This window comes from Halogeometricum limi (genome assembly GCF_900115785.1).
Classification (GTDB): domain Archaea; phylum Halobacteriota; class Halobacteria; order Halobacteriales; family Haloferacaceae; genus Halogeometricum; species Halogeometricum limi.
This window is the reverse complement of the sequence record NZ_FOYS01000004.1, coordinates 158,988-171,481: the sequence shown is the minus strand read 5'-3', so window position 1 is coordinate 171,481 and position 12,494 is coordinate 158,988. Positions and strand designations below refer to the sequence as shown.

The following is a 12,494-nucleotide window of genomic DNA, read 5'->3' as shown; positions in this document are numbered from 1 at the left end:
GGCGGGCCGATTCGGCCGCGTTTTCCACACGTTGAAATACCGGTGCGACGACGACACGCCTGGTACATGGACGGCGGAGGAACCACGGAGTACGCGGACGACGGGGCGGCGAACGGGAGAGAGGCCGCGACGGATGCGGGCGAACTGGTCGCCGTCTGCGGCCTCCCCGGCGTCGGTAAGACAGCGGTGTCCGAGCGAGTGGCCGACCGACTCGACGCGCGCTTGGTCCGGACGGACGTCGTCCGGAAGGAACTGTTCGCCGACCCGGAGTACACGTCGGCCGAACGGCGCGCCGTCTACGACGAACTGTTCGCACGCGGACGCGCCGCCGTTCGGGACGGCACCGACGCCGTCCTCGACGCGACGTTCCGGAAGCGAGAGGACAGAGCGCGCGCGGAAGACGTCGCCGAGGCGGCCGCCTCGTCGTTCCGCATCGTTCGCGTCCGGTGCGACGAGAGCGTCGTTCGAGAGCGTATCCGCGCCCGCGAAGACGACGAGAGCGACGCCGACTTCGATATCTACCTCCGATTTCGCGACCGGTTCGAGTCGGTCGAACGCGACCACGCGGTGGTCGACAACTCCGCGGACCTCGAAGCGACGAGGCGACGAATCGCCGACCTGTTCTGAGACGCCACTGCGAGAGACTCCGGAGTTCGTTCGCTCCGGCGCGTACGAGCGACGCTCGGGGAAGCGGGACGAACGAGTGGGGGATGGCGCGAAAACCCGACGAGGGGGGGAGGATGGAGGGGGCCGTTCGGAGGGCCGTCGGGTCTGTTGGAGGGGGAGCGAAGCGTCAGGGGGAACGACACCGGCGGCGGCCGACACGGACGGCCACGGTCGTCTGCCGTGGAACCGTCGGCGGCGCGTTTTCTGCTACGTAACCCGGTGACATAACCACGGCGTATACTCAAACGATCGTTTTAGCGATACTCCGCTCGTCGGTATTCGCCCGAAAAGAAGAGCAACGAACGTCAGCGCGTCGAGTCCCGGTCCCGCGGCGCGAGGAGGATGAGCGCACCCGGGATGGAGAGGGCGACGAGTTTCAGCGGGTTCTGTCGGATGTCGACGTCCGGGTCCAGCGGTTCGCTCTGGACGTCGGTGATGCGGAGACACGAGTAGTAGACGGTGACGTGGGTGACGACGTACCCGAACAGGAACGGCACGATAAGCGGGTAAGTCAGACCGAGGTGTGTCGCGAGCACGTCGAACAGGATGGCCGTCGCCGACGAGACGGCGACGAAGTCGCCGAGTTGCAGGGTGACGCCGGTGAAGGCGGTAACGAGAGAGTCGACCGTAGAGGACGTGTACGGGGTGTAGACGAAGGCGGTGAACACGCTCACGGCGACGAGAAACGCGCCGAGGAACAGTCCACTCACCGGGTACACGTACTCCATGCTCGTTCGCGCGGAGACTCTCTGCGAGTATAGTTCTACCTCTCCGACTATCAGAACTGAGTATGGACCGCCGAGAGCGTCTCCCGCAGATTCACGCGAAGACGGCAGCGAACGCCGAGAATCCCGACAGACCTCGACTCAGATTCCCGGTGTCGTCGGTTCCGTCCGTTCGGTTCGACTCGTTGGCGTCCGCCGTCTCGTTGGGAATCACCGCCGTCTCGTCGACGGTCGTCGCCGCCGCGGTGGTGTTTCGCTCGTCGCTCGCGCGTTCGTCCGACTCACTTGCGCCGGAGCCGTCGTTTTCACCGCGGTCGGACGCGTTCTCGTCTCGGCCGGGGGCGTCGCCGGAGTTGCCGGGAGCGTCCGAACCCGCTCCTCGGCCCTCGTTTCCGGTTCCGTTCGCGACGGTTCCGTTAGAAGCAGTCCCGTTTGCGGCGGTTCCGTTCGCGGCGGTTCCGTTAGAAGCAGTTCGGTTGCCGACAGTCCGATTCGCGGCGGTCTCGCCCGGACGACCCGTTTCGTCGACGCCACCCGTCGCGTTTCCGCCGTCACGCCCGGGGGCGTTCGCGGAGTTCCCGGGGGCGTCCGAACCGTTTCTATCCGGCGGTCCACGGTCGCCCGACCGGGCGTTCGCAGCGGGGCCGAATCCGTTCCCGACGTTCGTCCCTATCTCGCGTGCGGCCGCGGCGACGTCCGGTCCGGAGAGGTTCTTCACGTCCGTCCGGAGGCGGTCGAACCGGTCTTCACTGATGTCGTTGGCCCGACGGAGGTCCGGAGGCAACTCCGCTGCGGTCTCGCTGGTACGGTCGAGGAGTCGTTCGAGCGAGCGAATCTCCGCGGTCAGGCGGGCCGCCTGCGCACGGTATCGCCCCTGCGAGATGCTCCCGTTCCGTCTGGCCGCTTCCAGTTCGTCCAGTCGCGTTCGCAGTTCCGAGAGGCGTTCGTTCGTCTGAGCGACCTGCCGAGAGACGACGCGCGCTCTCGACTCGTTACTGTTCGCGGTGGCGACCTGCGCTTGGAACGACCGCGTCTCCAGTTCGCCGTCTATCTCGGCCTGTTGGACGGCGAGTGCGCCGGCGAGTTGCGCACCGGGCGAGAGTCCGCTCTCGGACGACGCCGACGCGTCGGCGTCGTCCGACGAGTCGTTCGTCGGTGTCGACGTCTCCGTCGGGTCTTCGTCCGCCGTTTCGTCGGTCGACGCCTCGCTCGCGTCCTGTGCGGCGACGGTGTCGCCTCCGAGGGCCACTTCGGGCGGTTCCGCCGTGTCCGCAGTCGCGACTCCGGCCGACAGTGACGTCACGAGGAGGACGACCATCGAGAGCGCAACGACCTGTCTCATCTTACCTGCACCCTCTCGCCCCACCCACCTATAAACTGTAGACGCTCGCGCCGAGTCTGACCGAATCAACGACGTTTCACGGTCCGCGCTGTCTGTCGATTCTCCCTCTCGGCTCCGGTCTGATATCGTGAACGGTCGAAACATTCTTATCAGTCCCTGTCCGGTTCGATGTCCTCGTCGGGGAGGACGAGGACGTTCTCTCGGCCGAGGCGGAAGGCGTCGAGTTCGTCGTCGTCGCGCATCCGACGGACGACCTGACTCGTCTTCGCGTCGGTCCAGTCGAGCGTCTGTGCGACTTCCTGTTGCTTCAGTCGCCCGCCCTCGTGTTCGATGAGGGCGAGCACGCGTTCTTCGTTGCTGAGGAGTTCGTCCTCCCACGGAGGGACGTCGTCGGTTCCGTCGGCGTCGGCGTCGTCCGCTCGCGCGTCCTCGGGCGACGAGGAGTCTCCGGCGCCCGCGGCGGATTCGACCGCTCCCGACGCGCCGCCTCCCGCAGTCACCGCCGCGGTGTCGGAACCCGCTTCGGTCCCGCCGCGTCCGTCGTCCGGCCGAGTCGCGCGTGCTCCGGAGACGTCGCCGCGTCGGCGGTAGAACAGCCATCCCCCGGCGACGGCGACGGCGCCGACGAACAGACCGGCACCGATGAGGAAGGGGCTCGAATCTCCGGACGACCCGTCGCGGGCCGTCTCTCCCATCCCTTCGTCGGTCTGTGCCGCACCGGTCGTCCCGGCGTCGCGCCGCGAGAGCGTGAGGGACGGTTCCCCCGGCCCGAAGTCGAACGGTCCGTTCCAGACGACCGTCTGCGAGCGTTCGTCGTCCGGGGTGGGTGTCGACTCAGAGAGGACGTACTCCTCGGGCCACGTCACGAGAAGCGACGTGCCCTCGTCGAGAAACAGTCCTTCGAGTGCGTCGCCCGCGCGGATGGTGTCGCCCTCGACGACGGCGAAGTCGACCCAGACGAAGCGGTAGGTCAACACACCGTACTCCTGCGGGAGTTGCTGGCGAGACGCGGAGACGGTCACGTTTCGGACGCTCATCTCGCGTCCGGTCGAGTTCTCGGCCGTCGCGGCCGTCGACGCCATCCGGTCTCGGAACGCGCTCGCGTACTGCGACTCGTTCGCTTCGACGTCCGCGCGGACCGACTCGAACGCCGCGGTGGCGTTCTCGTCGTCGAGGAGGACCCGGTACTCTACCTCCCACACGGCGGACCCGTTCTCGTGCACGTCGACGCGAAGCGAAACGTCGTCGGGCGACAGTTGCGTTCCAGCGATGGTCTGCGTCGACTGGGCCGCACCGGGCGTCACCGCACCGCTCAGCACGGCGAAGAGGACCAGCACCACGACGCAGAGAGTGCGGACGGCGGGACGACTCATTCGGCCACACCCATGGCGTCCTCCGACAAACAACTTCCGAGTGTCGTCGGATATTATTAGCCGAGTGTCATGTTAGGGGGCGTCTTCCGGGGGGAGCGGAGAGCCACCGGTCGGCGTTCGCCGGAGGGCACAATCGCTGTATCGGACACTTTTAAGCGACCCCTCTGCGTACGTGTCTTCTCATGGACGGGTCTGATACCTTCTTCCTGGTCGTATCGGTGCTCATTTTCGTACTCCTCGCGCTGGGGTTGATACTGAGTGTCCTCTGACGGGAGCCGACGGAAAGTTTATGACAAAAAGCTCTCGTCACTTAGATGCCATGCCCGAATGTCAGAACTGTGGTTCCTTCGTCACGACGGCGTACGCCCGGGTGTTCGCCCCGGACGGCATGGACCACCCACGCGTCTGTCCGAACTGTGAGGATATGGTTCGCGACGGCGCACAGGTGAGAAAAGCACGTTCACCGCGGAACACCTGACCCCGATATCGGAACTGTTGCCGTCTCTGGCCGGTGTCCACCGACGCCGGTTCGACGACTATCGGCACGTCGTCGCAACAGTTCCTCTCAGGCGATCCGGTACCGCTCGGCGTCCTGGTGGACCAGTCCCCGCTTGCGAAGCGTTCCCAGGATGCTGTACAGGGAGATCTTCTTCATCTCCAACCCCTCTTGCAGTTCGGTCACGGACGACTCACCCTCGACCGAGAGGTAGAGATAGACGAGTTTCGCACGCGGCGAGTCGAGTTCCGCGGGCACGGAGACGGCGCTTGTTCCTGTCGTCGGTCGCGATTGGACGGTTCCTTGCATAGTTGTTACCGGGTCGTCGGCTTCGACGATAATAAAATCACTCCACGACGATTGTCGAACCCGGCGAAACCGGAATCGTCCGAGAGGGCGCTCGAAACGACCGAACCGCCGAACCGTCAGGAACGTTCGTCCGCGAACCGCGCCGGTCGTCGACGACTATTTTCGACTGCTGACGAGAATCGGTCTCGACGCGAGAACGGAGAGTGGAAGGGGCGGGAGTCGAACCACGCGAAGCCGTAAACCCGGGCGACCGCAGAGGGTCGCTGCCGGAAATTTATTGCTCTACCACTGAGCCACCCTTCCGTTCGTCAGTACGGTGCCAGCGATTAAATAGGCGTTGGGAGTCAGGTCCGAGCGAACGGAAGCCACACCCAGACGAGCGTCTGCGCCGAGACGAACACCACCATCGCGGCGACGGCGGGAAGCGGCGACCGGACCCGCGTGTACCGGACTCCGCCCCACACCGAGAACGGCAGTGCAGGGAGGCCGGCGAAGACGACGACCCAGGGGACGAGGCCGGAGACGCCGAGGAGAACGTGCGACCCGTAGCCGACGAGAAGGGAGAGCCAGTACGTCCGCCGGAGTCGTCGGGACGACCACCGAACCGAGAGCGTCCGTTTCCCCACCGTCCCGTCGGGCGCTCTGTCGGGCCAGTGCGTCGCGAGGAGGTTCGAGAAGACGAGCACCGCGAACGGCAGGAACGTCGCGGCCGCCGTCGTGGGGACCGTCTCGCTCACGACGGCGTAGCCGTACGCCGGCAGGAGGAGTCCGCCGAGGACGGCGTTCGTCACCTCGCCGTACCCACGCCAGACGAGTCGAAGCGGCGGAATCGAGTACTGGACGCCGACGACGCCGACGACGACGAGGAGGACGAACGCGGGCAGAGACAGAACGCCGGAGAGGAGAGCGGCGACCGCGGCGACGACGCCGACGCCCCCGGAGACGACCATCGCCCGACGCGCGAGTTCCGGCGAGAGACCCGTCCGCGAGAGCGCACCGCTCCCGCCCGAGAACGGCGTCCGGTCGGCCTGTACGTCGGTCTCGTAGTCCGCGTACTCGTTGGCGTAGTGAATCGCGAGCGCCGTCGGGACGAACGCGAGAAACGAGAGCGCGAACGCCGTCGGCGAGGGCGGTTCGCCGGGGGCGAGGTTCACCGCTACCGCGCCGCCGAAAGAGTAGACGACGGCCATCAACAGCACCTGTTCGGGACGACTCATGTCGAACAGGGCGCGCGCGACGGCGAGTCGACGCGGATTCGGACGTGTCACTACCGGACCATCGGAGAGCGCGGAGAAAAACGTCGCGTCGGGTGAGTCAGTCGTCGGGCCGAGTCAGTAACTGCGGACCTTCGGTTCGTACGTCTTCTCCTCGCCTTCGAGGATGACCGGGCGGTACCAGAGTTCGGGACGGCCGTCGTTCCACGACAGCATCGTGTGCTTGAGCCACACGTCGTCGCGACGCTCCTGGTTCTCTTTGCGCCAGTGGGCACCGCGGAACTCGTCGCGGGCCAACGCGCCGAGCGTGATGGCCTCCGCGAGGTCCAAGATGTTCCGCGTCTCGATGGTCTGCATCAGGTCGGTGTTGAACGTGCGCGACTTGTCGGCGACGTACACGTCCTCGTACTTCTCGCGCGCCTCGCGCAGGTCACGGAGCGCCTGTTTCAGCCCTTCTTCCTCGCGGAACACGTTCACGTTCCGCGTCATCGACTTCTGCACCTCGGCGCGAATCTCGGCGTGCTGGACGCCCTCCTCTTTGTTCAGGAGCGACTCCACGCGCGCGCGCTCGGCGTCGAGGGCGCGGTCGACGTACTCTTCGGGCGAGAGCGACCCGCCCGAGGACGACGCCGCGGCCCCGCCGTCGGCGACGACGTCCTCGCCGGAGGCGGAGACGTCGCCGGGTTCGACGGGGGTGTCGACTTCGCCGACTTCCCACTCGCCGCGCTTGCCGGTCTGAATCTTCGCTTTCCCGAGGTCACGCCCCGCGGCGTGGTGGCCGGCGCGCTTGCCGAAGACGATGAGTTCGGGCAGGGCGTTGCCGCCGAGGCGGTTCGACCCGTGGACGGAGGCGCAGGCGCACTCCCCGGCGGCGTAGAGTCCTGAGATGCAGGTCTCGCCGTTCTCGTCGGTCTCGATTCCGCCCATCGCGTAGTGCTGGCCGGGCTTGACCGGCATCGGCTCTTCTAACCCGTTGACGCCCTCGAAGTCCTTCGCGAGGTGGAGGATGTTCTCCAGTCGGTCGAGGATGCGCTCCTCGCCGAGGTGGCGCATGTCGAGATGGACGTACTCGTCCTCGATACCGCGACCCGCGTTCACCTCGCTCAGTTCGGCGCGCGACACCACGTCTCGCGAGGCGAGTTCGCCGTCGTTGCTCGCGTAGCCGTACTCGAACATGAACCGCTCGCCCTCGGAGTTGTAGAGGATACCGCCCTCGCCGCGCACCCCTTCGGAGATGAGCACGCCCGTGCTGGGCAGACTCGTCGGGTGGAACTGGATGAACTCCATGTCCTCCATCGGGACGCCGGCGCGGTAGGCCATCGCGACGCCGTCGCCGGTGTTGGAGACGGCGTTCGTGGTGTGGTCGAACACCTGACCGGGGCCGCCCGTCGCGAGAACGACTCCCTTGCGGGCGCGGAACGCCGACAGTTCGCCGCTCTGGATGTCGTATGCGACGACGCCGTGGCAGGTCCGGTCTGCGGGGTCTTCCTCGTCGGAGACCGCGAGTCGGGAGACGTACCACTCGTCGTACACCTGAATCCCGCGTTTGACCAACTGTTCGTACATCGTGTGCAGGAGCTGGTGACCCGTCTCCGCACCCGCGTACGTCGTCCGCGGGAACGACATCCCGCCGAACGGGCGTTGGCTCATCCGCCCGTCTTCGTCGCGGGAGAACGCCAGCCCCCAGTGTTCGAGTTGGACGACTTCGTCGGGGCTGTCCTGACAGAGCGTCTCGATGGCAGGGGCGTCGCCGAGGTAGTCCGACCCCTTCATCGTGTCGTACGCGTGTTTCTCCCAGGAGTCGCCGTCGCGGAGGGCGGCGTTGATACCGCCCTCTGCCGCACCCGTGTGACTGCGGACGGGGTGGAGCTTCGAGACGATAGCCACGTCGGCTCCTTCTTCTTGTGCCGCGATGGCCGCGCGGAGACCCGCGCCGCCCCCGCCGACAACGATAACGTCGTGTTCGTACATTGTGTGAGTGTTTATCGTGGGTTAGGACTGGCTGAACTTGAGCGTTTCACCGCGTTCACCAGAACTTGAGGTTGTTCTTGACCGCTTCGCGCTTCAGTTCCTGGATGTGCTCGGTCAGGGGGATGTCCTTCGGACACACCTCCGTGCAGGAGAACTGCGTCTGACAGCGCCAGACGCCGTGTTCCTGTTCGAGAATCTCCAGTCGGTGCTGTTTCATCTCCTCGCCCTCGCGTTCGTCCATCGTGAAGCGGTACGCCTTGTTGATGGCCGCGGGGCCGAGATACTGGTTGTCGCCGGCGGCGATGTTACACGAGGACATGCACGCGCCGCACCAGATACAGCGCGTGGACATCTTGATCTTCTCGCGGTTCTCGCGGGACTGGAGCTGTTCGCCCTCGGGGAGGTCGTTCGTCTGGAAGTACGGTTCGACGGCCTCCATCTGGTCGTAGAAGTGCTCCATGTCGACCACGAGGTCCTTGACGACTTCCTGGTGCGGGAGCGGTTCGACGCGGACCGGTTCTTCGAGGTCCGACAGTTGCGTCTTACAGGAGAGTCGCTGTCTGCCGTTGACGAACATCGCGTCGGAGCCACAGATAGCCTGTCGGCAGGAGTGCCGGAAGGTCAGACTGGAGTCGTAGTGGTCCCGCGCGTACATCAACGCGTCGAGGACGGTCATCCCCTTGTGGTAGGGGACGTGGAAGTCGTCGAAGCGGGGTTCCTGCTTGCCCGCCACTTCGGGGTCGTAGCGGAACACTTTGAGGAGGTAGGTGTCCTCCTCGCTCGACGCTTTCTCTTCGGCTTCGGCCTGCTCTTGACTCTCGCGCGCGGCCGCGTTCTGCCGCTTCTTCTCCATGCGCGACTGCTGTGCGGCGGACTGCTGTTCGGCGTCCGCGGACGATTCCTCTTCGACCTGTTCGGGAACTTGCGTACTCATGTTAGAAGGGGAGGAGGCTGATTCCTGCCCAGACGTTCGCGGTTCGGACTCCCTGCACGACGAGGAGGACGCTCGCGGCGACGAGCGTCCACTTCACGGCCGTCTTCTTCGTGCCGGAGAGCCCCTGATTCACCAGTGCGTTGTAGACGCCGTTGACACCGTGGAACGTCGCGGTGACGAGGAACAGTATCATCAGCGAGTAGTAGGTCCACTGCTCCATCCGCGCCGACGACATGGCGAACGTCACCTCGTCCGCGTGGTGGACGAAGTGAAGCAGGAAGAAGTGGAACGCGAGGACGACCACGAGGAACGCGGCCGTCAGTCGCTGCCACAGCCATCGGCGGCCGCCGCGCTCGAAGGAGGAGTAGTGCTCTGCCATCGTTAGAACACCCCCGCCACGAACGTCGGAACGCTGGCGACGACTATCGCACCGGTCAGCGCGAGCGACGCGTAGAAACTCTTGTCCTGTGCGTGAAGCCCCACGCCGAGGTCGACGAGGAGCAGTCGGAGGCCGTTGAGGATGTGGAAGACGGCCACGGCGAGGAGACCGACCTCGAGGAGACGGACGACGAGCAGACTCTCGAGGGTCTGGATGGTCTCGGTGTACGCCGCGGCACCCGTCAGCGCCGTCGAGAGGACGGCGATGTGGGTGAAGAGATATCCCACCAGCACCCAGCCGGTGAACTTGTGGAAAATCCAGGCCCACATCCCCGCGGAGAACTCCCGCCATCGGCCGAAGTCCTCGATGAGGCCTCGATTGTAAGACTGACTCATACTCTCGTGAGTCTGGGGAGCACAGTAGTATAGAACTTACGTGTACGTCCGGGAACGTCGCCGAAAGAATCGGCAGACCGTGCCGCGAAGTTCTGACGATTGGCGGACAGGATGTTCGTCTCGGCAGCGTGCCGGAGGGCGGTCAGGCCCGGACGACGTCGCCGTCGGGGGACTGTTCGAGTTCGACGACCCGGCGGACGCGTTCTTCGAGTTCGACGAGGTGACAGAGCGGGTTGCCGGGGTAGACGACGGGGTTCTCCAAGACGCCGACCATCAGTCCAGTGAACGGGGCTTCGACGGTCACGTTGTCGTCTTTGAACGGGTTGGTGATGGTGCAGATTCGGTCGCCCTCGTGGACGAGAGAGCCACGTTCGTGGTGCATATCGACGATTCCGCCGGCGTCGGCTCGAATCCACGTCTTCTCGTTCTCGTCGTTGATGATGGTCCGCCACCCGGGCCACCTGACCGCGCTGGTGTCGTGGAGGCCGTACTCCGCGAAGACGCTCTCGACGCCCGCGAGAGCCTCGTCGATGAGTTCCCGTTGGAACCGGTGGGCCTCGCCCATCTCGACGGTGATGGTGGGGACGCCGACCGCCGTCGCCTCCGTGCGGAGCATCCCGTCGGACCCCTTCCCGGCGATGATGACGTTCGACCCGAACGCCTGTGCGAGGCGCGCGGTGCCTTTGTGTTCCATGTTGGCGCGGACGTGAATCATGTTCGTCCGTCCGCGCGTCGACGTGTGGAAGTCGATGCCGAAATCGCACGGGGCGATGAAGTTGTCGAAGATGCGAGCGGCCATCCGCTTCGCACTCGTGGAGTCTTCGCGCCCCGGGAACGACCGGTTCAGGTCGCGGTCGTAGATGGGGAGGTAGCGTTGCTGGGCCAAGAAGCCGGGGACGTTCAGCACGGGCATACAGACGAGCGTTCCCGCGAGGTCAGAGAGGTCCCACTCGTGGGCGACTTCGCGGACCACTTCGATGCCGTTCAGTTCGTCACCGTGTGCGGCCGCAGAGAGAAACGCCGTCGGGCCGTCGCGTTCGCCGTTGATGATGGTCACGGGGATACGGACGGGGTCGCCGAGGTACGTCTCGCTGATGCCGTAGCGGATGTTCTGCGTCTCACCGGGGGCGACCTTCCCGCCGTTGTACGTGAAGGCGCCGTCGTCGCGCATACGGCCCTTCGGTCACCGTGGTATATAAACTCCCCCGACCGCGAACGAGCGACGGGACCGAACAGACAGCGAAGAGACACCGGCATATCTTTGAAAGCAGGTCTGATACGTAGCGGTATGAGCGACGGAGAAACAGTACGGGTAGGTGTGTTGTCCCTGCACAACAGCAAGGAGACGAAGGCGATTCTGAACGCGGTCGACGACCTCGGGCACGAGGGTATCTGGCTCCGCCAGGAGAACACGGCGATCAGCATCGAGGACGGCGACGTCTCCGTCGAACCCGAAGTCGACATCATCGCGAACCGACTCCTCCTCTCGAACACGGAGGAACCGGCCGAACTCCTGGGGCTGGCGACGACGTTCGAGCGTATCCGCCCGATGCTGAACGAACCGGCGTCGGTGCTCACCGCCATCCACAAGTTCGCGACGGCGGCGACGCTCGCAAACTGGAACATCAAGGTGCCGGACGCCCTCCTCGCGCTCTCGAACGACCGACTGAATCAGGGCCGCGGGCGCTTCGGCGACGTTGGCGTCTACAAGTCCGCCATCGGGACGCACGGTGGCGGCACCTGGAAGGTCGACCTCACCGAACCCGTGAACCCGAAGGTCGGTAACCGACAGGCGTTCCTGCAGGACCTCATCGAACGCGACGAGGCGCGGCACCGCGACCTCCGCGTCTACATCGTCGACGGCGAGGTCATCGGTGCGATGTACCGGTACGCCCCCGATGGCGACTGGCGGACGAACGTCGCACTCGGCGGCGACGTGTTGAACGCGACCGACGAGATGCCGACCGAAGCCCGCGAGACGGCGCTGTACGCCGCCGAGGTCATCGGCCTCGACTACGTCGGCGTCGACCTCGTCGAGGGCGAAGACGGCTGGTTCGTCCTCGAAGTGAACCCGACGGCCGGGTTCAAGGGACTGTACAAGGCGACCAATCGGTCCCCCGCGCCGTACATCGCCAAACTCGCCATCGAACAGGCGGGCGGCCACGTCGACGACGACCGAGTCAGAGACCTCGCGGCGACGCTCGACGACTCCGAACCCGCGAGCATGCCCCGCATCGACCCCGGACCCGAGGGCGAGATGCCCCTCATCGGCTACATCGAGGAGATCGTCGTCTCCGGGACCAGCGGGTCCACGCAGGCTCTCGCGAAGTCCGACACGGGGGCGACGCGGACGAGCATCGACACCTCGCTGGCGGCCAAAATCGGTGCGGGCCCCATCAAGAGCATGACGCGCGTGAAGTCCGGGTCGCTGAAGGGCGGGAAGGCCCGTCCCGTCGTCGACCTGGTCATCGGTATCGGCGGCACCCAACACACCGTCACCGCGAGCGTCGAAGACCGTTCGCACATGGACTACCCCATCCTCCTCGGCCGCGACATCCTCCAGCACTACCGCGTGGACGTCCGTCGCCGCGCCGACGAAGGCGGCAAGAAGAGCGACGACCCGGACGAGTACCTCGAAGAGTAAGTCGGCTCACTGCCCCGCGCTCGGTCTCCCCTCTCCGTCGGGTCGT

Annotated in this window: 13 protein-coding genes and 1 tRNA gene; 3 read left to right on the top strand and 11 right to left on the bottom strand. The window is 65.6% G+C overall.

The window, feature by feature from the left end:
- Window positions 1–66: 66 nt before the first annotated feature.
- Complete coding sequence (locus BM282_RS12665; RefSeq protein WP_089882153.1) at window positions 67–627, top strand: AAA family ATPase; 561 nt, start codon at window positions 67–69, stop codon at window positions 625–627.
- Window positions 628–971: 344 nt separating this feature from the next.
- Here the strand turns inward: BM282_RS12665 and BM282_RS12660 are convergent, their stop codons facing one another.
- The 3 genes from BM282_RS12660 to BM282_RS12650 form a co-directional block, all read right to left on the bottom strand.
- On the bottom strand, window positions 972–1,394 hold the full coding sequence (locus BM282_RS12660) for a hypothetical protein (RefSeq protein ID WP_089881598.1): 423 nt from the start codon (window positions 1,392–1,394) through the stop codon (window positions 972–974).
- Between the two features lie 91 nt (window positions 1,395–1,485).
- Window positions 1,486–2,733: a DUF7096 domain-containing protein gene (locus BM282_RS12655; RefSeq protein WP_089881596.1), complete on the bottom strand. Its 1,248-nt coding sequence runs from the start codon at window positions 2,731–2,733 to the stop codon at window positions 1,486–1,488.
- 149 nt (window positions 2,734–2,882) lie between these two features.
- Window positions 2,883–4,106, bottom strand: a complete 1,224-nt coding sequence (locus BM282_RS12650; protein WP_089881593.1) for a helix-turn-helix transcriptional regulator — start codon at window positions 4,104–4,106, stop codon at window positions 2,883–2,885.
- A gap of 319 nt (window positions 4,107–4,425) precedes the next feature.
- Here BM282_RS12650 and BM282_RS19070 point away from each other — a divergent pair, with 319 nt between their 5' ends.
- A complete protein-coding gene (locus BM282_RS19070; protein WP_449271689.1) occupies window positions 4,426–4,584 on the top strand; it encodes a DUF7563 family protein in 159 nt (52 codons plus the stop codon).
- 87 nt (window positions 4,585–4,671) lie between these two features.
- Here BM282_RS19070 and BM282_RS12645 read toward each other — a convergent pair whose 3' ends face one another.
- From BM282_RS12645 to BM282_RS12610, 8 genes are all read right to left on the bottom strand, one after another.
- A complete protein-coding gene (locus BM282_RS12645) occupies window positions 4,672–4,911 on the bottom strand; it encodes a helix-turn-helix domain-containing protein (RefSeq protein WP_089881590.1) in 240 nt (79 codons plus the stop codon).
- Between the two features lie 204 nt (window positions 4,912–5,115).
- Window positions 5,116–5,214, bottom strand: a tRNA-OTHER gene (locus tag BM282_RS12640).
- A gap of 41 nt (window positions 5,215–5,255) precedes the next feature.
- A complete protein-coding gene (locus BM282_RS12635) occupies window positions 5,256–6,179 on the bottom strand; it encodes a prenyltransferase (RefSeq protein ID WP_245758362.1) in 924 nt (307 codons plus the stop codon).
- Window positions 6,180–6,242: 63 nt separating this feature from the next.
- Window positions 6,243–8,096 (bottom strand): FAD-binding protein, encoded by a 1,854-nt coding sequence (locus BM282_RS12630; protein WP_089881588.1) that lies wholly within the window; start codon window positions 8,094–8,096, stop codon window positions 6,243–6,245.
- Between the two features lie 55 nt (window positions 8,097–8,151).
- A complete protein-coding gene (locus BM282_RS12625) occupies window positions 8,152–9,030 on the bottom strand; it encodes a succinate dehydrogenase/fumarate reductase iron-sulfur subunit (RefSeq protein WP_089881585.1) in 879 nt (292 codons plus the stop codon).
- 1 nt (window position 9,031) lies between these two features.
- On the bottom strand, window positions 9,032–9,409 hold the full coding sequence (locus BM282_RS12620) for a succinate dehydrogenase (RefSeq protein WP_089881582.1): 378 nt from the start codon (window positions 9,407–9,409) through the stop codon (window positions 9,032–9,034).
- 2 nt (window positions 9,410–9,411) lie between these two features.
- Window positions 9,412–9,804 carry a succinate dehydrogenase, cytochrome b556 subunit gene (sdhC, locus tag BM282_RS12615; protein ID WP_089881580.1) on the bottom strand — a complete coding sequence of 131 codons (393 nt, stop codon included), beginning with the start codon at window positions 9,802–9,804 and terminating at the stop codon, window positions 9,412–9,414.
- A 142-nt stretch (window positions 9,805–9,946) separates the two neighbouring features.
- Window positions 9,947–10,975, bottom strand: coding sequence for a succinylglutamate desuccinylase/aspartoacylase family protein (locus BM282_RS12610; RefSeq protein ID WP_089881577.1), 1,029 nt, complete (start codon window positions 10,973–10,975; stop codon window positions 9,947–9,949).
- A gap of 117 nt (window positions 10,976–11,092) precedes the next feature.
- Between BM282_RS12610 and BM282_RS12605 the strand changes: the two genes are divergently transcribed.
- Entirely contained in the window at window positions 11,093–12,448 is a 1,356-nt protein-coding gene (locus BM282_RS12605; protein WP_089881574.1) for a putative ATP-dependent zinc protease, read from the top strand.
- Window positions 12,449–12,494 lie beyond the last annotated feature (46 nt).